This window comes from Streptomyces sp. NPDC048584 (assembly GCF_043199595.1).
Taxonomy (GTDB): Bacteria; Actinomycetota; Actinomycetes; order Streptomycetales; family Streptomycetaceae; genus Streptomyces; species Streptomyces edwardsiae.
This window is the reverse complement of record NZ_JBICWF010000018.1, coordinates 122,367-141,934: the sequence shown is the minus strand read 5'-3', so window position 1 is coordinate 141,934 and position 19,568 is coordinate 122,367. Positions and strand designations below refer to the sequence as shown.

At 72.5% G+C, this 19,568-nt stretch carries 16 protein-coding genes; 5 read left to right on the top strand and 11 right to left on the bottom strand.

Annotation, left to right across the window (positions count from 1 at the left end; translation table 11 throughout):
* Positions 1-24 precede the first annotated feature (24 nt).
* The 5 genes from aceE to ACGFR9_RS31765 form a co-directional block, all read right to left on the bottom strand.
* A complete protein-coding gene (gene aceE / locus ACGFR9_RS31785) occupies positions 25-2,730 on the bottom strand; it encodes a pyruvate dehydrogenase (acetyl-transferring), homodimeric type (protein WP_393215451.1) in 2,706 nt (901 codons plus the stop codon).
* A gap of 521 nt (positions 2,731-3,251) precedes the next feature.
* Positions 3,252-3,875 carry a GntR family transcriptional regulator gene (locus tag ACGFR9_RS31780; protein ID WP_030228993.1) on the bottom strand — a complete coding sequence of 208 codons (624 nt, stop codon included), beginning with the start codon at positions 3,873-3,875 and terminating at the stop codon, positions 3,252-3,254.
* A gap of 219 nt (positions 3,876-4,094) precedes the next feature.
* Positions 4,095-5,870: a 2-oxoglutarate dehydrogenase, E2 component, dihydrolipoamide succinyltransferase gene (gene sucB / locus ACGFR9_RS31775; RefSeq protein WP_393215447.1), complete on the bottom strand. Its 1,776-nt coding sequence runs from the start codon at positions 5,868-5,870 to the stop codon at positions 4,095-4,097.
* A 62-nt stretch (positions 5,871-5,932) separates the two neighbouring features.
* Positions 5,933-7,321: a dihydrolipoyl dehydrogenase gene (gene lpdA / locus ACGFR9_RS31770; RefSeq protein ID WP_030228989.1), complete on the bottom strand. Its 1,389-nt coding sequence runs from the start codon at positions 7,319-7,321 to the stop codon at positions 5,933-5,935.
* Positions 7,322-7,897: 576 nt separating this feature from the next.
* Positions 7,898-9,430, bottom strand: coding sequence for a leucyl aminopeptidase (locus tag ACGFR9_RS31765; RefSeq protein WP_393215444.1), 1,533 nt, complete (start codon positions 9,428-9,430; stop codon positions 7,898-7,900).
* 336 nt (positions 9,431-9,766) lie between these two features.
* On the opposite strand from ACGFR9_RS31765, the gene ACGFR9_RS31760 reads away from it, so the two are divergent.
* On the top strand, positions 9,767-10,576 hold the full coding sequence (locus ACGFR9_RS31760) for an endo alpha-1,4 polygalactosaminidase (protein ID WP_393215441.1): 810 nt from the start codon (positions 9,767-9,769) through the stop codon (positions 10,574-10,576).
* Here the strand turns inward: ACGFR9_RS31760 and ACGFR9_RS31755 are convergent.
* Together ACGFR9_RS31755 and ACGFR9_RS31750 are read right to left on the bottom strand one after the other, a co-directional pair.
* Positions 10,536-11,141, bottom strand: coding sequence for an RDD family protein (locus ACGFR9_RS31755; RefSeq protein ID WP_393215438.1), 606 nt, complete (start codon positions 11,139-11,141; stop codon positions 10,536-10,538). The two genes, ACGFR9_RS31760 and ACGFR9_RS31755, sit on opposite strands and share 41 nt — an antisense overlap.
* A 92-nt stretch (positions 11,142-11,233) precedes the next feature.
* A complete protein-coding gene (locus tag ACGFR9_RS31750; RefSeq protein ID WP_393215435.1) occupies positions 11,234-12,019 on the bottom strand; it encodes an adenosylcobinamide-GDP ribazoletransferase in 786 nt (261 codons plus the stop codon).
* A 60-nt stretch (positions 12,020-12,079) separates the two neighbouring features.
* Here ACGFR9_RS31750 and ACGFR9_RS31745 point away from each other — a divergent pair, with 60 nt between their 5' ends.
* A complete protein-coding gene (locus ACGFR9_RS31745; protein WP_393215432.1) occupies positions 12,080-12,829 on the top strand; it encodes a hypothetical protein in 750 nt (249 codons plus the stop codon).
* Between the two features lie 241 nt (positions 12,830-13,070).
* On the opposite strand, the gene cobT is transcribed toward ACGFR9_RS31745, so the two are convergent.
* On the bottom strand, positions 13,071-14,129 hold the full coding sequence (gene cobT / locus ACGFR9_RS31740) for a nicotinate-nucleotide--dimethylbenzimidazole phosphoribosyltransferase (protein ID WP_393215429.1): 1,059 nt from the start codon (positions 14,127-14,129) through the stop codon (positions 13,071-13,073).
* A gap of 241 nt (positions 14,130-14,370) precedes the next feature.
* Here cobT and ACGFR9_RS31735 point away from each other — a divergent pair, with 241 nt between their 5' ends.
* On the top strand, positions 14,371-15,420 hold the full coding sequence (locus tag ACGFR9_RS31735) for a class I SAM-dependent methyltransferase (protein ID WP_393215427.1): 1,050 nt from the start codon (positions 14,371-14,373) through the stop codon (positions 15,418-15,420).
* A gap of 11 nt (positions 15,421-15,431) precedes the next feature.
* On the opposite strand, the gene ACGFR9_RS31730 is transcribed toward ACGFR9_RS31735, so the two are convergent.
* On the bottom strand, positions 15,432-16,631 hold the full coding sequence (locus ACGFR9_RS31730; RefSeq protein WP_393215424.1) for a bifunctional adenosylcobinamide kinase/adenosylcobinamide-phosphate guanylyltransferase: 1,200 nt from the start codon (positions 16,629-16,631) through the stop codon (positions 15,432-15,434).
* 84 nt (positions 16,632-16,715) lie between these two features.
* Here ACGFR9_RS31730 and ACGFR9_RS31725 point away from each other — a divergent pair, with 84 nt between their 5' ends.
* Complete coding sequence (locus ACGFR9_RS31725) at positions 16,716-16,928, top strand: hypothetical protein (protein WP_393215422.1); 213 nt, start codon at positions 16,716-16,718, stop codon at positions 16,926-16,928.
* Between the two features lie 191 nt (positions 16,929-17,119).
* Here ACGFR9_RS31725 and ACGFR9_RS31720 read toward each other — a convergent pair whose 3' ends face one another.
* Both ACGFR9_RS31720 and ACGFR9_RS31715 read right to left on the bottom strand, forming a co-directional pair.
* Positions 17,120-17,788: a methyltransferase domain-containing protein gene (locus tag ACGFR9_RS31720; protein WP_393215547.1), complete on the bottom strand. Its 669-nt coding sequence runs from the start codon at positions 17,786-17,788 to the stop codon at positions 17,120-17,122.
* Positions 17,789-17,874: 86 nt separating this feature from the next.
* Positions 17,875-18,513 (bottom strand): DUF3043 domain-containing protein, encoded by a 639-nt coding sequence (locus ACGFR9_RS31715; protein ID WP_393215544.1) that lies wholly within the window; start codon positions 18,511-18,513, stop codon positions 17,875-17,877.
* A 268-nt stretch (positions 18,514-18,781) separates the two neighbouring features.
* Between ACGFR9_RS31715 and ACGFR9_RS31710 the strand changes: the two genes are divergently transcribed.
* Positions 18,782-19,564: a PspA/IM30 family protein gene (locus ACGFR9_RS31710; RefSeq protein WP_311711239.1), complete on the top strand. Its 783-nt coding sequence runs from the start codon at positions 18,782-18,784 to the stop codon at positions 19,562-19,564.
* Positions 19,565-19,568 lie beyond the last annotated feature (4 nt).

Sequence of the window (19,568 nt, the reverse complement as noted above, 5' to 3'; positions counted from 1 at the left end):
GGGGTCTCCCGGAACAACCGGCCCTTACAGGCCGTACTTCGCGCGCGCTTCCTTCACCGCCGCGGCCGGCACCTCACCACGCCGGGCGAGCTGCGCCAGCGCGGCGGCGACGATCGACTCGGCGTCGACGCCGAAGTGCCGACGGGCCGCGTCACGGGTGTCCGACAGACCGAAGCCGTCGGCGCCCAGCGACGTGTAGTCCTGCTCGACCCACTGCGCGATCTGGTCCGGGACCTGGCGCATGTAGTCGGAGACCGCCAGCACCGGACCCTCGGCGCCCTGCAGCGCCTGCCGGACGAACGGCACCCGGTCCTCGCCGCGCAGCAGCGCCTCGTCCGCCTCCATGGCGTCCCGGCGCAGCTCGGTCCACGAGGTCGCGGACCACACGTCGGCGGCCACACCCCACTCCTCGGCGAGCAGCCGCTGTGCCTTCAGCGCCCAGTGGATCGCCGTACCGGAGCCGAGCAGCTGGATCCGCGGGGCGTTGGCCGCCGGGGACAGGCCCGCCGTCTCCGCCGTGTTGAAGCGGTACAGGCCCTTGACGATGCCCTCGTCGACACCGGCGGCCGACGGCTTCGCGGGCTGCGGCAGCGGCTCGTTGTAGACCGTCAGGTAGTAGAAGACGTCCTGGTCCTCGCCCGGCCTGCCCTCGCCGAACATCCGGCGCAGACCCTCCTTGACGATGACCCCGAGCTCGTACGCGAACGCCGGGTCGTACGTCAGCGCCGCCGGGTTGGTCGACGCGATGACCGGCGAGTGTCCGTCGGCGTGCTGCAGGCCCTCGCCCGTCAGCGTCGTACGGCCGGCCGTGGCGCCGACGAGGAAGCCGCGGGCCAGCTGGTCGCCGGCCTGCCACATCTGGTCGCCGGTGCGCTGCCAGCCGAACATCGAGTAGTAGATGTAGAACGGGATCATCGTCTCGCCGTGCGTCGCGTACGACGTCGAGGCGGCGACGAACTCGGCCATGGCACCGGCCTCGGTGATGCCCTCGTTGAAGATCTGGCCGTTCTTGGCTTCCTTGTAGTACATCAGCTGGTCGCGGTCGACCGGCTCGTACGTCTGCCCCATCGGCGAGTAGATGCCGAGGGACGGGAAGAGGCTCTCCATACCGAAGGTGCGCGCCTCGTCGGGGACGATCGGCACCCAGCGCTTGCCGGTCTCCTTGTCGCGGACCAGGTCCTTGACCAGGCGGACGAACGCCATGGTGGTGGCCACGTTCTGCGAGCCGGAACCCTTGTCGAAGGCGGTGAACGCCTTGTCCGCGGGCTGCGGCAGCGGCGCGACCGGGTGCACCCGGCGGGCCGGGGCCGGACCGCCGAGGGCGGCACGGCGCTCCTGGAGGTAGCGCACCTCGGGGGAGTCGGCGCCCGGGTGGACGTAGGGAACCTGGCCGTCGACGAACTGCGCGTCGGAGATCGGCAGTTCGAGGCGGTCACGCATCGCCTTGAACTCGTCCACCGAGAGCTTCTTCATCTGGTGGTTGGCGTTCTTGGAGGCGAAGCCCTCACCGAGGGTGTGCCCCTTGACCGTCTGCGCCAGGATCACGGTCGGCGCGCCCTTGTGGGCGAGCGCGGCCTTGTACGCGGCGTACACCTTGCGGGACTCGTGGCCGCCGCGCGAGAGGTGGAAGCACTCGAGGATCTTGTCGTCGCTCAGCAGCTTCGCCATCTCGGCGAGCGCCGGGTCCTTGCCGAAGAAGTCCTGGCGGATGTAGGCCGCGTCACGCGTCTGGTACGTCTGCACCTGGGCGTCCGGTACCTCGCGCAGGCGGCGTACGAGCGCGCCGGTGGTGTCGAGCCGGAACAGCTCGTCCCACGCCGTGCCCCAGAGCGTCTTGATGACGTTCCAGCCGGCGCCGCGGAACTGGGCCTCCAGCTCCTGCACGATCTTGAAGTTGGCGCGGACCGGACCGTCGAGGCGCTGCAGGTTGCAGTTGATGACGAAGGTCAGGTTGTCCAGCTGCTCGCGGGAGGCGAGCGTGAGCGCGGTCGTCGACTCGGGCTCGTCCATCTCGCCGTCACCGAGGAACGCCCAGACGTGGGAGTCGGAGACGTCCTTGATGCCGCGGCTGGTCAGATAGCGGTTGAACCGCGCCTGGTAGATCGCGGAGATCGGCCCGAGACCCATCGACACGGTCGGGAACTCCCACAGCCACGGCAGCCGCCGCGGGTGCGGGTACGACGGCAGACCGTTGCCGCCCGCCTCACGGCGGAAGTTGTCCAGCTGCTCCTCGCCGATACGGCCGTCGAGGAAGGCACGGGCGTAGATGCCGGGGGAGGCGTGGCCCTGGATGTAGAGCTGGTCGCCGGACCCGTCACCCTCCTTGCCGTGGAAGAAGTGGTTGAACCCGGTCTCGTACAGCCAGGCCGCGGAGGCGAAGGTGGCGATGTGGCCGCCGACGCCGTATTTACTGCCGCGGGTCACCATGGCCGCCGCGTTCCAGCGGTTCCAGGCGGTGATCCGCTGCTCCAGCGCCTCGTCGCCGTCCACGGCGGGCTCGGCGGAGGTGGGGATGGTGTTGACGTAGTCCGTCTCGAGGAGCTTCGGCAGCGCAAGGCCGGCTCCCTCGGCACGCTCCAGCGTGCGGCGCATCAGGTACGCGGCACGGTGCGGCCCGGCCGCCTTGGTGACGGCGTCCAGGGAGGCCTGCCACTCGGCGGTCTCCTCGGGGTCGCGGTCCGGGAGCTGGTCGAGCTCGCTCGGCTGGATGGCGTTGGGGTCGGTCGTCATGTCGCCGCCTTCCTCAGTCGAAGGGGGGGTGCCCTTGTGTCTTTGGCAGGACAGGGCGGAGGGCTCGGGTAGAACCCGCTGGCGACAATAACTCGCTGATCGATGATCGATCAAAGGGTTGAGGGGCAAAATCTCTCGATAGGGAGAAAGTCGGCACGGGGTGCCTCCGGCGGTGGCACGGGGTGACTGTCCTTCCGGGGTTTTTTGCAGGTGAGGGGGTGTTGGCGCGGATGAGCCCGGACGGCTGCGGAGGCATGGCGACCGCGGTCCGTCGGTGGCTGATCGCGCAGTTCCCCGCGCCCCCAGGGGGCGCGAGGCTGTGTCGATGTGCGGCTCCGCCGCGTGGGCGCGAGGGAGGGTGCCGCCAGGGGGCGCGGGGCTGTGTCGATGTGCGGCTCCGCCGCGTGGGCGCGAGGGAGGGTGCCGCCAGGGGGCGCGAGGAACTGCGCGAACGGGGGTCTGGGGGCAGCGCCCCCAGAGACGGGATGGGAAGGGGCGGCGGGGGCGAGAAAGCCCCGGCGCTAAGCCCGGGGCGCACACCCCAGCACATGCGCCTTCACCAGATCCGCGATCAACGGATCCCGCCGCCGAAACGCCGCGACCAGCTCCTCATGCTCCTCCGCGTAGGACTGCTGCACCGTCCCCAGCCACCGTATCGACAACGCGGTGAACACCTCGATCCCCAGCCCCTCCCACGTATGCAGCAGCACCGAGTTGCCCGCAGCCCGCACCAACTCCCGGTGGAACCCCACGGTGTGCCGCACCTGCCCCGTCCCGTCCGACAGCCTGTCCGCCTCGTACAGCGCGGCCACATGCGGTTCCAGCGCCGAGCAGTCCTCCGCCAGCCGCCCCGCCGCCAGCTCCGCCGCGATCGCCTCCAGCCCGGCCCGTACGGGGTAGCTCTCCTCCAGATCGGCGGCCGTCAGATTCCGCACCCGTACGCCCTTGTTCGGCGCCGACTCGATCAGCCGCAGCGACTCCAGCTCGCGCAGCGCCTCCCGTACGGGCGTCTGGCTGACCTCCAGCTCGGTCGCGATCCGCCGCTCCACGATCCGCTCGCCCGGCTGCCAGCGTCCGCTGATGATCCCTTCCAGGATGTGCTCGCGGATCTGTTCGCGCAGCGAGTGGACGACGGGCGCGGTCATGAGGGGCTCCTTAGCGGGGCCCACGGGCCCCCGGGGGGCTTTGACGCTTAGACAATACGGCGGCCGACCCGCCCGGGAGGGGCGCACGGGGGCGCTTTCCCCCAGGTGAGACGAGACTTACACGCTCCATACGCCGATGCCCCCGCCCGGGAAGCCTCAAGGACTTCCCCGACGGGGGCACCGTACGACCGCGGATCAGCCGATCACGGGATCAGGAGTTCACAGACCGAGCTCGACCTCGAACTCGCCCGCCTCCAGGATCGCCTTGACCGCCGTCAGGTAACGGGCCGCGTCGGCACCGTCCACCAGGCGGTGGTCGTAGGACAGGGTCAGGTACGTCATGTCGCGGACGCCGATGACCGGGCCGTCCTCCGTCTCGATGACGGCCGGACGCTTGACCGTGGCACCGATGCCGAGGATGGCGACCTGGCCCGGCGGCACGATGATCGTGTCGAACAGCGCGCCGCGCGAACCGGTGTTGGAGATGGTGAAGGTGGCGCCGGCCAGCTCGTCCGGGCTGATCTTGCTGGCCCGGACCTTGCCCGCCAGGTCGGCGGTCGCCTTGGCGATACCGGCCAGGTTGAGGTCACCGGCGTTCTTGATGACCGGGGTCATCAGGCCCTTCTCGGAGTCCACCGCGATACCGATGTTCTCGGTGTCGAAGTAGGTGATGGTCCCCTCGGCCTCGTTGATCTTGGCGTTGACCGGCGCGTGCGCCTTCAGCGCCTGGGCGGCGGCCTTGACGAAGAACGGCATCGGGGAGAGCTTGACGCCCTCACGGGCCGCGAACGCGTCCTTGGCGCGGGCGCGCAGCTTCATCAGCCGGGTGACGTCGACCTCGACCACCGAGGACAGCTGGGCCTGCTCGCGCAGGGCCTTGACCATGTTGTCGCCGATGACCTTGCGGATCCGCGGCATCTTCACGGTCTGGCCGCGCAGCGGCGAGGCCTCGAGGACCGGGGCCTTCTTCGCGGCGGGCGCGGCAGCGGCGGCGGGAGCCGGCGCGGCGGCCTTCGCGGCCTCGGCGGCGGCGAGGACGTCCTGCTTGCGGATACGGCCGCCGACGCCGGTGCCCTTGACGGTGGCCAGGTCGACGCCGTTCTCGGCGGCGAGCTTGCGCACCAGCGGGGTCACGTAGGCACCGTCGTCCGTCGCCTGGGCGGCGGCGGGAGCGGCGGGGGCCTGCGGGGCCGGGGCGGCCGGAGCGGGCGCCGGGGCAGCCGGAGCGGCCTGCTGCGGAGCCGGAGCGGCGGGAGCCGGTGCCGGGGCAGCCGGAGCGGCGGGAGCCGGTGCCGGGGTGGGCGCCGGAGCCGGAGCAGCGGGCTCCGGAGCCGGGGCGGCCGGGGCAGGGGCGGCCGCCGGAGCGGCACCCGCCACGCCGATGACGGCGAGCTTCGCGCCGACCTCGGCCGTCTCGTCCTCGCCGACCACGATCTCCAGCAGCGTGCCGGAGGTGGGCGCCGGAATCTCGGTGTCGACCTTGTCCGTCGACACCTCCAGCAGCGGTTCGTCGGCCTCGACGCTGTCACCGACCGACTTCAGCCAGCGGGTGACGGTGCCCTCGGTGACGGACTCGCCCAGCGCGGGCAGAACCACGTCCGTGCCCTGGGCGGAACCGCCGCCGGCCGTGGCCTCGGCGGTGGGCGCCGGGGCCGGAGCGGCCTGCTCGGGGGAGGGCTGGGCCTGCGGCTCCGGGGCGGGAGCCGGCGGGGCCGCCTGCTCGGCGGCCGGGGCCGGGGCGGCCGCCGGGGCGCCGCTGCCGTCGTCGATCAGCGCCAGCTCGGCGCCGACCTCGACGGTCTCGTCCTCGGCGACCTTGATGGAGGACAGCACGCCCGAGACGGGGGAGGGGATCTCGGTGTCGACCTTGTCGGTGGAGACCTCGAGCAGCGGCTCGTCGGCCTCGACGCGCTCACCCTCGGCCTTCAGCCAGCGGGTGACTGTGCCCTCGGTGACGCTCTCGCCGAGCGCCGGAAGGGTTACGGAAACCGCCATGGTTTCGGTTGCTCCTTTAAAAGTGCGGAAGTCTGTGTCGTCGCGCCCGATGACCGAGAGCGTCAGTCGTGGGAGTGGAGGGGCTTTCCGGCCAGGGCCAGGTGGGCCTCGCCCATCGCCTCGTTCTGCGTCGGGTGGGCGTGGATGAGCTGGGCCACCTCGGCCGGCAGCGCCTCCCAGTTGTAGATCAGCTGGGCTTCGCCGACCTGCTCGCCCATGCGGTCGCCGACCATGTGGACGCCGACGACGGCACCGTCCTTGACCTGGACGAGCTTGATCTCGCCCGCGGTCTTCAGGATCTTGCTCTTGCCGTTGCCCGCCAGGTTGTACTTCAGAGCGACGACCTTGTCCGCACCGTAGATCTCCTTGGCCTTGGCCTCGGTGATGCCGACGGAGGCGACCTCCGGGTGGCAGTACGTCACCCGCGGGACACCGTCGTAGTCGACCGGAACGGTCTTCAGGCCGGCCAGACGCTCCGCCACCAGGATGCCCTCGGCGAAGCCGACGTGCGCGAGCTGGAGGGTCGGGACGAGGTCACCGACGGCGGAGATGGTCGGCACGTTGGTGCGCATGTACTCGTCGACCAGGACGTAGCCGCGGTCCATGGCGACGCCCTGCTCCTCGTAGCCCAGGCCCTGGGAGACCGGGCCGCGGCCGATGGCGACGAGCAGGACCTCGGCCTCGAACTCCTTGCCGTCGGCCAGGGTGACCTTGACACCGTCCTGGGTGTACTCGGCCTTCTGGAAGAAGGTGCCCAGGTTGAACTTGATGCCGCGCTTGCGGAAGGCGCGCTCGAGCAGCTTGGAGCTGTTCTCGTCCTCGACCGGGACGAGGTGCTTGAGGCCCTCGACGATCGTGATGTCGGTGCCGAAGGACTTCCACGCGGAGGCGAACTCGACGCCGATGACGCCGCCGCCCAGGACGATCGCGGACTTGGGCACGCGGTCCAGGACGAGGGCGTGGTCGGAGGAGATGATCCGGTTGCCGTCGATCTCCAGGCCCGGCAGCGACTTCGGCACGGAGCCGGTCGCCAGCAGGACGTGACGGCCCTGGACACGCCGGCCGCCCACGTCGACGGAGGTGGGGGAGGACAGTCGGCCCTCACCCTCGATGTAGGTGACCTTGCGGGAGGCGACCAGGCCCTGCAGGCCCTTGTACAGGCCGGCGATCACCTCGTCCTTGTACTTGTGCACGCCCGCCATGTCGACGCCCTCGAAGGTCGTCTTGATGCCGAACTGCTCGCTCTCGCGGGCCTGGTCGGCGATCTCGCCCGCGTGGAGCAGGGCTTTGGTGGGAATGCAGCCGTTGTGCAGGCAGGTGCCGCCCAGCTTGTTCTTCTCGATCAGGGCGACGTCCAGGCCCAGCTGCGCCCCGCGCAGGGCCGCGGCGTACCCACCGCTGCCACCGCCGAGGATCACTAGGTCGAAAACGGTGCTGGCGTCGTTCGCCACGTCACGTCCTCCATGCATGTGCGCCACGCCGGTCTCCAGTGACCGGTCGGCGGCTGGTGTCCGGCCGCTCAATGTTCTCGGCCCTTGGGTGGGGCCCTGTCCTGCCGTGCCCCATCTTCGCACTTGCGCGCCCCGTACGAGACGCCGGGCCGCGGTGTGAGACACCCCACGTCTGCGAAGGGGGGCTCCCCTTTCGCCCCCCGAGGGGGGCGCTGCCCCCTGTGCTTCCGTCCCTGCGGGCCGGTGGGGGTGGGTCGCGCAGTTCCCCGCGCCCCTTGGTTCGTGCGGGCCGGTGGGGGTGGGTCGCGCAGTTCCCCGCGCCCCTTGGTTCGTGCGGGCCGGTGGGGGTTGGCCGCGCAGTTCCCCGCGCCCCTGACGGGCGCGACCGGCCGGCGGTACCTGCAAGAGAGGTGGGCCGCAGCCGACTCGAAAGGGGCGCGGGGAACTGCGCGATCAGCCACGACGGACCCGCAGCCGACGAAGAGGTGGCTGCGGCCGAGCCATGCGGAGGCGCGGCCGGCCCACGACGCCCCCGCCGTCGCACGACGTCCCGCGCCCCCGGCCGATCAGGCGCCCCTACGCGAGCTCACCCGAAGCCGCCAGCTCGGCAACCCGTACGAGCGTGCGAACCGCCGACCCCGTCCCGCCCTTCGGCGTGTACCCGAACGGCGCGCCCTCGTTGAACGCCGGACCCGCGATGTCGAGGTGCGCCCAGGTGATCCCCTCGCCCACGAACTCGCGCAGGAACAGCCCGGCGACCAGTCCGCCGCCCATCCGCTCACCCATGTTGGCGATGTCGGCGGTCGGCGAGTCCATCCCCTTGCGCAGGTGCTCCGGCAGCGGCATCTGCCACGCCGGCTCACCGACCTCCTCCGCCGCCTCGTGCACCGCGGAGCGGAACGCGTCGTCGTTCGCCATGATCCCGAACGTACGGTCGCCCAGCGCCAGCACCATCGCACCGGTCAGCGTCGCGACGTCCACGATCGCGTCCGGCTTCTCCTGCGAGGCCGCCCACAGCGCGTCCGCGAGCACCAGCCGGCCCTCGGCGTCCGTGTTGAGCACCTCCACGGTCTTGCCGCTGTACATGCGCAGCACGTCACCCGGGCGCGTCGCCGAGCCGGACGGCATGTTCTCGGCCAGCGCCAGCCAGCCCGTCACATTGACCTGGAGCCCGAGGCGCGCGGCGGCGACGACCGCCGCGAACACGGCGGCGGCGCCGCTCATGTCGCACTTCATCGTCTCGTTGTGCCCGGCCGGCTTCAGCGAGATGCCGCCCGAGTCGTAGGTGATGCCCTTGCCGACCAGCGCGAGGTGCTTCTTCGCCTTGGACGAGGTGTACGACAGCTTCACCAGCCGCGGCCCCGCCGCCGACCCGGCGCCGACCCCGAGGATGCCGCCGTAGCCGCCCTTGACCAGGGCCTTCTCGTCGAGCACCTGTACCTTGACGCCGTGCTCCTTGGCCGCCACCTGGGCGACCGCGGCGAACGCCTCGGGGTTGAGGTCGTTCGGCGGGGTGTTGATGAGGTCCCGGGCGCGGTTGAGCTCCTCGGCGACGGCGACGGCACGCTCGAGCGCGGCCTTGAACGCCTTGTCGCGGGGCTTGCCGCCGAGCAGCGCGGCCTCGGAGAGCGGCGCCCTGCCGTTCCTGCCGTCCTTGCCGCGGTCCTTGTAGGCGTCGAAGGTGTACGCGCCGAGCAGCACGCCCTCGGCGACCGCGCCGGCGTCGGCGGCGTCCACGAGGGGGAGGGCGAACGCGGCCTTCTTGACACCGGCGAGGGTGCGGGCGGCGACACCGGCGGCCCTGCGCAGCACCTCCGTGTCGTAGCCGGCGTCCTTGCCGGGCTGGGCGCCGAGGCCCACCGCCACCACGAGCGGCGCCTTGAAGCCGGCCGGCGCGGGCAGCTTCGTCACCTCGCCCTCGGCACCGGACGCGCCGAGGGTCTCCAGGACGCCGGCGAGGCCGCCGTCGTACGCCTGGTCCACGGCCTCGGCGCCCGGTGCGACGACCGGACCGGCGGGCTTTGACGCAGTGCCCTTGGCGACACCGATCACGATCGCGTCGGCCCGCAGGCCGGGGACCGCGGCGGTGCTGAGAGTGAGAGCAGTCACGGTGGTGAAATCTCGCTTCCGATGTGAAGTTGCGATGGCCGAAAGGTGTGGGTCGACCGGGCCCCGCAGCCGACCCTAATTGCGACATACGGACGGGGTGCCTTCGGGGGTCGTCCCCGGACGGCGAACACTCGGCACGAGACTACGCGCGTGTGCGCGTCTCCTCACTCCCACGGGACCTCACGGGACTCCCGCGGGCGTTCACCCCGCCGGGACGCCGTGGTCACCTTCCGTGCCCCGCCGCCGCACCCGGAACCGGCGAGGATCATCCTTGAGGTTCCTGTGTGTTCCCGCGGTGCCGACCACACCGCCCCCCTCTCTTACGGAGACCGCCCGGTGAGACGACCGTCCCTCCTCGTCGCCCTGCTCGCCCTGCTGCTCGCGGCCTGTACGACCGCGCCCGGCCCCGACGCGAAGGACACCGGCGACGTGAAGTCGCCGTCCGCCGACCGCTGGCGGCCCCGCCCCGGCACGGACTGGCAGTGGCAGCTCAGCGGGCGGCTCGACACCTCCGTGGACGTCCCCGTGTACGACATCGACGGCTTCGACCACCCGAAGGAGACCGTCACCGCGCTGCGCCGCGACGGCCGGAAGGTCATCTGCTACCTCTCCACCGGCGCCTGGGAGGACTTCCGCCCGGACGCCGACGACTTCCCGAAGTCGGTGATCGGCCGCGGCAACGGCTGGGAGGGCGAGCGCTGGCTCGACATCCGCCGTACCGACATACTGGAGCCGCTGATGGCCGAACGCCTCGACATGTGCCGGGACAAGGGCTTCGACGCGGTGGAGCCGGACAACATGGACGGCTACCGCAACCGCACCGGCTTTCCGCTCACCGCCGCCGACCAGCTCCGCTACAACCGGCTGATCGCCCGGCTCACCCACGAACGCGGTATGTCCGTCGGCCTGAAGAACGACCTCGACCAGATCCCGGAGCTCGTCGGCGACTTCGACTTCGCGGTCAACGAACAGTGCGCCCAGTACGGCGAATGCGCGCTGCTGACCCCGTTCGTCGAGGCGGACAAGGCCGTCTTCCACGTCGAGTACGAGCTGTCCACCGACCGCTTCTGCGCCGACTCCCGGCGGCTGGAACTGAGTTCCCTGCTCAAGCGGTACGAACTGGACGCATGGCGTCAGGCGTGCTGAGCCCCAGCCCGGTCACCGTCGTACCCGCCATCCGGTCGGCGAGGGAGCGGCGGCGGGGGCCGAAGACGGGCAGCGCGTTCACCAGGAACAGGGCCACCGCGACCAGCCACACCAGCACCGACAGCGCCCACTGACCCTCGATCAGCAGCACACAGGCCACGGCGTACACGGCCACGTCCGCCCCCGTGGTCACCGCCGCCCTGCGCGCCGCCGCGCCCCGCCCGCGCGGTGTGATCCGCAGCCCGGTCAGCGCCTTGCCGACCGTGCGCCCGGCCAGGGCCAGGCACGCCCACTGGTAGAGGAACGTGACGACGATCAGCAGACCGAAGGCCTGCTCGACGTAGAGCACCGACTTGTCCCACAGCGAGTGGCCGACGTTCCCGGAGGCGCCGAGCACGTCACCGCGTGACGTCAGCAGGTCGAAGCCGCCGCGCGCGGCCAGTTCGGGTACGTCGGTGACCAGGGCGGATATCCGGTTGAAGGTGAGCACCGCGAGCAGTGAGGCCAGTGCCACCACCAGCCCGAAGTCGATGAACCAGGCCATGGCGCGCCGCGTTGTGGGCATGAACGTCCCCCGAGTACCCCGTCGTTCCCGCTGTCCGGCCGCTCAGGCTAGCGGTGCGGTCCGCTGGTCACGAGGGGCGGCGGGAGATCGTTTCAGCCCAGTGACATGACGACGAGCGCGGTCGTCGCCGCCGTCTCCGCGAGCCCGCCGAACACATCGCCCGTCACCCCGCCGAAGCGGCGGACACAGTGCCGCAGCAGCAGTTCGGCGACGCCGACGGCCAGGACCACCGCGAGCACCGCCCGCAGGATGCCGTACGCCCCCAGGAACGCGCCCCCGGCCGCCGCGAGCCCGGCGACGGCGAGCGCGGCGGCCACCGCGGCCGGCACCGGCACCACGCCCGCGACCGCCGCGCCGAGGCCCTCCGGACGGGCGGGCGGCACACCGGCGCGGGCAGCCAGGGTGAGCGCCAGCCGTGCCGCGGCCGCCGCCACGACGGCCGCGCACGCGCCCCGAGCCCAGCCGCCGTCGTACGCCTGCGCCAGCGCGGCCACCTGGGCGAGCAGGACGAGGACGAGCGTGATCACCCCGAACGGGCCGATGTCCGACTGCTTCATGATCCGCAGCGCGTCCTCGGCGGGCTTGCCGCTGCCGAGCCCGTCCGCGGTGTCGGCGAGCCCGTCCAGATGCAGACCCCGGGTGAGTACGGCCGGCACGGCGACCGTGGCCACGGCGGCGAGCGGCGTGCCCGCGCCGAGGAGCAGCAGCAGGAGCCCGGTCACGGCGGCGACGGCGCCGACCACCAGCCCGGCGAGCGGGGCGCACAGCATGCCGGCGCGGGCGGCCGGGCGGTCCCAGCGGGTGAGCCCGACCGGCAGCGCGGTGAGGGTGCCGAAGGCGAAGCGGAGACCATCGGCGAGGGAGGGCGGTGCGGGCACCGCCGTAGATTACCGGGCGGTCACCGGGGCGTCCCCGGCCACCCTGGATAAAGTGCGCTTATGGGACATTGGCTGGACCGGAACATCATCGAACCGGGCAAGCTTCCGCTGCTTCTCGCGCTCGGCGCCTTCGTCCTCACCTTCCTGATCACCCGGGTCATCACCCGGCTGATCCGGGCCGGGAAGGGGCCGTTCGGCAATGTCACGGCGGGCTCGGTGCACATCCACCATGTGGTGCCCGGCGTCATCCTCACCGTCATCGGGGGCTTCGGCTCGGTGGCGAGCGGCGGGGGCGGGCCGGGTTCGGCCCTCGCCGCGGTGCTGTTCGGTATCGGCGCGGGGCTGGTCCTGGACGAGTTCGCGCTGATCCTGCACCTCGACGACGTGTACTGGACCGAGGCGGGCCGCAAGAGCGTGGAGGTGGTCGTACTGACCGCCGCGCTGGTCGGGCTGCTGCTGGCGGGGTTCGCGCCGTTCGGGGTCAACGACCTGTCGCGGGAGGAACTGCAGAACCGGGCGGGGGTGGCGGCCAGTGTGGGGGTGAACTTCCTGTTCGCGCTGATCGCGCTGAGCAAGGGGAAGGGGAGGGTGGCGGTGTTCGGGGTGATCATTCCGGTGGTGGCGGTCGTCGGGTCGCTCCGCCTGGCCCGGCCGGGCTCGCTGTGGGCGCGCCGTTTCTATCGTCGCCGGCCCCGTGCGCGGGCCCGCGCGTTCCTGCGCGCCTACCGCCACGACCGCCGCTGGTCCGGCCCCCGCCGGACGGTGGAGAACTGGCTGGGCGGCAAACCGGACCCCGTGGCCCGCCCCTGAGGGTTTTCCGCCCCAGCCGCCCCGTCCCGTCTCTGGGGCTGCGCGCCCGGATCCCCTTCGCGCCCACGCGGCGGAGCCGCGCATCGGCACAGCCCCGCGTCCCTGAAGGGGCGCGGGGAACTGCGCGAACAACCCCCACCGGCCCGCAGGCCCGGGGTCGACGAGGGGCAGCACCCCTCGGGACGGGAAGGGGAAGGGGCGGCGGGGGCGAGGGAAAACCCACCCACCCCCGGCCGCCGCTTCACTCCGCCGCGGCCACGACCTCCGGCAGCTCCGCCGCCAACGCCGCCGCGGCCTGGATCAGCGGCAGGGCCAGCAGCCCACCCACCCCTTCCCCCACCCGAACCCCGTGCGCCAGCACAGGATCCAGCGCCATCCGGTCCAGCGCCTTCGCCTGCCCCGGCTCCCCACTGTCGTGCGACGCCACCCACCAGTCCGGCGCCCGGAACGCCACCCGCTGCGCCACCAGCGCACACGCCGCGCCCACCACACCGTCCAGCACCACCGGCAGCTTCCGCACAGCCGCCTGCAGCAGGAACCCCGTCATGGCGGTGAGATCCGCCCCGCCCACCGTCGCCAGCAGCCGCAGCTGATCCCCGAGCACCGGCCGTGCCCGCCGCAACCCGTCCCGGATCGCCGCACACTTGCGCATCCACGCCAGGTCGTCGATCGCCAGCCCGCCGCGCCCGGTCACCACCGACGCGTCCGTGCCGCACAGCGCCGCCACCAGCACACCCGCCGCCGTGGTGCCGCCCACGCTCACATCGCCGAGCACCACCAGATCCGTACCGGAGTCGGCCTCCTCGTCGGCGACCGCCATCCCCGCGCGGAACGCCGCCTCCGCCTCCTCGGCCGTCAGCGCGTCCTCGATGTCGATACGGCCGCTGCCCCGCCGCACCCGGTGCCGTACGACGTCCTCGGGCAGCGTTTCCGGATCGCAGTCCAGGGACATGTCGACGACCCGTACCGGCACCCCCTGCCGACGGGCGAGCACGGACACCGGACGGCCGCCCTCCAGCACCTCCCGCACCAGCTCCACGGCGCTGCCCGCGGCCCGCGCGGAGACACCCAGTGCGGCGATCCCGTGATCGCCGGCGAACAGTACGACCCGCGGCCGTTCGACCGGCCGCACCGGCACCGCGGACTGCGCCGCCGCCAGCCACTCACCCAGGTCGTCCAGGCGGCCCAGCGATCCGGGCGGCACGGCCAGCCGCTCCCGGCGCGCCTCCGCGTCACGGCGCACCCCGCCGTCCGGACGCTCGATCAGATCGGTGAAGTCGTCGATATCAAGCGAGCTCATTCGCCGAACAGTACCGGCCCCGATCGAACGCGACGGAGCGCCGGTCGGCCTCACACGCGGGACCTCACCCCCACCACGCCACCCCGGCGGCGGTCCACCCAGGAACGCCTTCCCGTCCGTAACGTTTTGCCATGGAACGCCGGACATCCGACCGTCCGCCCCGACCGTCCCGTACGCCCTGTCCGTCCCGTACGCCGGGTCACCACCCGGGCGCCGTACGCCCTCACGCCGGGAGCCGCCCATGTCCGCAACCGACCCAGCCCGTGCGACCCCGGCCCCCCACGGCTCGGCCCGGGTGCACGAGCCGCGCCGCGAGGACTGCCCCTGGTGCGGCTCCGCGCGGTTGCGCAACCGGCTGAGAACCGGCGATCTGCGCCGGCACCGGCCGGGCCTGTTCACCGTCGACGAGTGCCGGGACTGCGGCCACACCTTCCAGAACCCCCGTCTCACCGCCGAGGGCCTCGCCTTCTACCGGCGGACCGTGCGCGGAGCCCCCCGCGACCCCGCCACCGAACGCGTCCTCGCCCTGCACGCCGTACGGCACCGCCGCAGGGGCGCCGCCCGCGCGATGCTCCCCTTCGGCGAACCGGAGAGCTGGCTGGACGTCGGCACCGGACTCGCCCGCTTCCCGCTCACCGCGCGGGAGTTCTTCCCGTACACCGCCTTCGACGGCACCGACCTCACCGCGCGCGTGGAGCGGGCCCGTACGCTCGGCCGGGTCGAGGAGGCCCACCTCGGGCCGCTGACCGACCCGGGGGTCCTGGCCCGGCTGGCGGGCCGCTACGACGTCGTCAGCCTGCTGCACCACCTGGAGCACACCACCGACCCCCGCGCGGAGCTCCACGCCGCCCTCGACGCCCTGCGCCCCGGCGGCCATCTGCTCATCGAGACCCTGGACCCCCGCTGTGCCTTCGCCGCCCTGTTCGGCCGCTGGTGGCTGCCCTACGACCAGCCCCGCCGGCTGCATCTGCTGCCCCGCCGCAACCTGCGCGCGGAGCTGGAGGGACGCGGCTGCGCGATCGTCACCGGCGGGAACCGCACCGCACACGTGCCGCACGATCTGGCCGGCCTGACCGCCCTGGCCCTCTCCCACACCCTCCCCGCCCCGGACACCCCCTGGCGCGCGATCCCGCCGACCCCGTTCCAGCACCACCTGCGCACGGTCCTGCTCCGCGCGGGCACCCCCCTGGTCGTCGCCGCGGCGGCGACGGACCTGGCCCTCGCTCCTGTGCTCCGCCACACCCCGTTCGCCAACGCGTACCGGATCATCGCGCGCAAGCCGAAACCGTAGGGCCCGCGGGGTCACCCCCGCAGCACGACCGCCTGGCCCGCCACCACCAGCAGCACCTGCTCGCACTCCTGCGCGAACGCCGCGTTCAGACGGCCGAGTTCGTCACGGTAGCGGCGGCCGGAGGCGGTCGCGGGGACGATGCCGGAGCCGACCTCGTTGGACACGGCGACCAGTGTCCGCCGGGTCTCGCGCACCGCGTCCGTCAGCGCCCGCACCCGGACGCGCAGCGCCCGTTCCCCGCCGTCCGCCCACTCCGCGTCGTCCCACGCCCCCACGGCGTCCATCGCGTCCGTCAGCCACAGCGACAGGCAGTCGATCAGCAGCGGGGGCCCGTCGTCCTTCAGCAGCGGCACCAGATCACAGGTCTCGACGGTGCGCCACGATCCCGGCCGCCGCTCCTGGTGCGCCGACACCCGCGCCGCCCACTCGGTGTCCCCGCTCCGCGACCCGCCGGTCGCCACGTACAGCACCTCGGGGAACGACTCCATCCGCCGCTCCGCCTCCACCGACTTGCCCGAGCGCGCCCCGCCCAGCACCAGCGTCCGGCGCGGTACGTCGGGCACGTCCTCGTAGGCGCCGACCTCCAGCGTGGTGCCGTCCGGCACGGCGCGCGCCCCGGCCGCCGCGAGCCGGCGCCGCAACTCCGCGCCGGGCGGCACGTCGTGGCCGAGGTGGACGGCGACGACGTCCGTGGCCGGGCCCACCGCCCCCACCTCCCGCAGCCGCGCGAGCGCGTCCGGTCGCCCCACGACGTCCAGCAGCACCATGGCGTACGACTCGGCCGGCTCCTCGAGCCCGGCGGGCGCCCCGCCCGGCGGCAGATACAGCAGCCGCCGCCCGTCCGGGCCGGTCACCGCGTACCCCGTACCGGGCGCGTCCAGCGCCACCGCCCGCACCCGGTGCCCCGTCAGCAGCGCCAGCTCCCGCCCGTCCGGCACCCGGCCCGGCTGCGGCAGCCCGGCGGGCACCTCGAGCGCGGGACCGTCGTGCGGATGCGACAGCAGCACCTGCCGCACGCCGCTCAGCGAACGCCCCGCGCGGGCGGCCGCGAACGCGCCGCCCGGCGTCAGATCGAGCAGCAGCGTTCCGTCCACGAGCAGCGAGGTCGCCGCACGGGCGTCCACACCGAGGGCGGACGCGCAGGCGGCGCAGGGGCAGTCGGGGCGGGGCAGTCCCGTGGGGGCGCCGGTGCCGAGCAGTGTCAGTTCCACGCCCCGATTTTCACCCCTGCCCACGACGGGTGCGCGTCCGACTAGGCTTGGGCGTGGTGTGATCACACTCTCTGGGAGGCGTACATGGCGGCATGGACGTGGCGGTTCGAGAAGGCCGACGGGACGCAGGTCGAGCCCGCGGTGCCGCCGGAGGAGTTCCCCACACAGGGGGACGCCGAGTCCTGGCTCGGGGAGCACTGGAAGGAACTGGTGGAGGGCGGCGCGGACCAGGTCCGTCTGTCGGAGGACGCGACGGAGATCTACGGCCCGATGAGCCTCCACGCGGAAGAGGCCTGAATTCGGCCCGTTCGCGCAGTTCCCCGCGCCCCTGAAGGGGCGCGGGGCTGTGCCGATATGCGGCTCCGCCGCGTGGGCGCGAACGGGGCCGGGGGGAGGGGCGGCACAGGGGCGCGAGGAACCGCGCGAACGGGGGTCTGGGGGCAGCGCCCCCAGGGACGGGACGGGAAGGGGCGGCGGGGGGCGAGAACTCAGCCCCGCACCCCGCACAGGTGCAGCAACCCCGCAACCCCCCGATAGGGATCCGTACGCCCCGCCCGGTCCTCGACCGACAGCAGCGCGTCCAGATCCCCCGGCACGGCCGATTCGTCCCCCACCGCGTCGGTGAAGACCCGCACCCCGTACCAGGCACGCAACGGCGCCCCGATCCCCGCCAACGTCCCCGTCAACCGCTTCAGCCCGTACGCCGACGTACAGAACGCCTCCAGCGCGGCCCCCCACTCCCCGCACAACCCCGCCCGCATCGCCGGCGCGTCCCCGTTGCGCACCAGCAGCGACAGCAGCCCCCCGTGCGCCAGCATCCGCGCGACCCCCGCCAGCAACGCGTCCGGCTCCTCGACATCCATGAGCACGCCATGACACAACACGACGTCGAAGCTGCCCGGCACGAAGTGCACCCCGGTGTCCCCGGCCTGCCCCTCGACGATCCGCAACCGCTCCCGGATGCCCTCGGGCTCCTGCGCGAACGCCTCCCGCGCGGACGCGATCAACGTCGCGTCCTGCTCGACCCCGGTCACCTGATGACCGGCCCGCGCCAGCCGCAGCGCCTGCGCCCCCCGGCCCATGCCCACGTCCAGCACCCGCAGGCGCCTCCCCACCGGGAAGCGCCCCACTATCTGCTCCTCCAGCTGGCGGGCCACCAGCTCCTGACGGACGACTTCACGCAGACCGCCGAGCCCGCCCGGCGGACCGGGTGCCGTGCCGTCGTCCGTCAACGGCGTGGCGCTCAGGGCCGCTCCCCGCGCTTGACCTGGGGCTTGGGCAGCCGCAGCCGGCGCATCTGGAGCGAGCGCATCAGCGCGTAGGCCACCGCACCGCGGCGGCCCTCGTCGGGGAAGCGCTCCGCCAGCCGCTTCTTCAGCCGGAACCCGGTGACGATCGAGTCGAGCACGATCATCACGATCACCACGAGCCACAGCAGCAGCGCGACGTTCTGCAGCTGTGCCACCTGGACCATGCTCAACACCAGGATGATCACGGCCATCGGGAGGAAGTACTCCGCGATGTTGAACCGCGAGTCCACGTAGTCACGCGCGAACCGGCGCACCGGCCCCTTGTCACGCGTGGGCAGATAGCGCTCGTCGCCGCTGGCCAGCGCCTGGCGCTGGCGCTCCATCGCGGCACGGCGCTCCTCGCGCTGCCGCTTGGCGGCGTCCTTGCGCGACATCGACGTATTGGCGACGCTGCGGCGCTGCGACTGGGCCTCGCTGCGTTTGGGTGTGGGGCGGCCCTTTGGGGCCTCCGGGTGACGGGTCTGCGTGGAGTCGGTCACCGTCGCCTTGTCGGCGACCGATGCCTTCTCTTCCTTGGCGCGGCTACGGAACACAAAACCCAAGGGTACGGGGTGCCCGGGGTTGGACCCCAGCCGCCTGGGGAACGATCCGGCAACACCGGACGTCTCCCATAGGACAGAGGGGGACGTTGTGCGGTTCTCGGGGTGGCCCGGCCGGCCGCCCCCGGGGACCACCTACTCCCTACGCCGGATCGGGAGGGTACTCAGTCGTCCTTGGGGATGAGCGCATCCGTCCCCGAACAGTGCGGTAATGGATGCGGGGCCCGTACTGTGGGTTCTGTCGCAGGTGCTGGAGCTGGAGTCGGTCAGAAGGGGGCGCGCGAAGCCCATGAGCGGTGTCATGAAGCGTATGGGGATGATCTTCCGCGCGAAGGCGAACAAGGCCCTGGACAGGGCCGAGGACCCGCGCGAAACCCTCGATTACTCGTACCAGAAGCAGCTGGAGCTGCTCCAGAAGGTCCGCCGCGGCGTCGCCGACGTGGCCACCTCGCGCAAGCGGCTGGAGCTCCAGCTCAACCAGTTGCAGTCCCAGTCGGGCAAGCTGGAGGACCAGGGCCGCAAGGCGCTCGCGCTCGGCCGCGAGGACCTGGCCCGTGAGGCGCTCTCCCGCCGCGCGGCGCTGCAGCAGCAGGTGACGGACCTGGAGACGCAGCACGCCACGCTGCAGGGCGAGGAGGAGAAGCTCACCCTCGCGGCCCAGCGCCTCCAGGCCAAGGTGGACGCCTTCCGTACGAAGAAGGAGACCATCAAGGCCACGTACACGGCGGCCCAGGCACAGACCCGGATCGGGGAGGCCTTCTCCGGCATCTCCGAGGAGATGGGCGACGTGGGGATGGCGATCCAGCGCGCCGAGGACAAGACGGCCCAGCTGCAGGCGCGGGCCGGCGCGATCGACGAACTGCTCGCCTCCGGAGCCCTCGACGACCAGTCCGGTATGCACAAGGACGACATCCAGGCCGAGCTCGACCGGCTCTCCGGTGGTACGGATGTAGAGCTGGAACTGCAGCGCATGAAGGCCGAACTGGCCGGCGGACCGTCCGGTGGCCAGCAGGCCATCGAGGGCGGCAACGGTCAGCAGCAGTCCCAGCAGCCGCAGGACACTCCGCGCTTCGACAAGCAGTAGCCCA

Coding starts and splice junctions, on each gene's coding strand:
- aceE (WP_393215451.1), bottom strand. CDS start 2,730: ATGACGACCGACCCCAACGCCATCCAGCCGAGCGAGCTCGACCAGCTC.
- ACGFR9_RS31780 (WP_030228993.1), bottom strand. CDS start 3,875: ATGACCGCGCCCGTCGTCCACTCGCTGCGCGAACAGATCCGCGAGCAC.
- sucB (WP_393215447.1), bottom strand. CDS start 5,870: ATGGCGGTTTCCGTAACCCTTCCGGCGCTCGGCGAGAGCGTCACCGAG.
- ACGFR9_RS31755 (WP_393215438.1), bottom strand. CDS start 11,141: ATGCCCACAACGCGGCGCGCCATGGCCTGGTTCATCGACTTCGGGCTG.
- ACGFR9_RS31745 (WP_393215432.1), top strand. CDS start 12,080: ATGGGACATTGGCTGGACCGGAACATCATCGAACCGGGCAAGCTTCCG.
- cobT (WP_393215429.1), bottom strand. CDS start 14,129: ATGAGCTCGCTTGATATCGACGACTTCACCGATCTGATCGAGCGTCCG.
- ACGFR9_RS31735 (WP_393215427.1), top strand. CDS start 14,371: ATGTCCGCAACCGACCCAGCCCGTGCGACCCCGGCCCCCCACGGCTCG.
- ACGFR9_RS31725 (WP_393215422.1), top strand. CDS start 16,716: ATGGCGGCATGGACGTGGCGGTTCGAGAAGGCCGACGGGACGCAGGTC.
- ACGFR9_RS31710 (WP_311711239.1), top strand. CDS start 18,782: ATGAAGCGTATGGGGATGATCTTCCGCGCGAAGGCGAACAAGGCCCTG.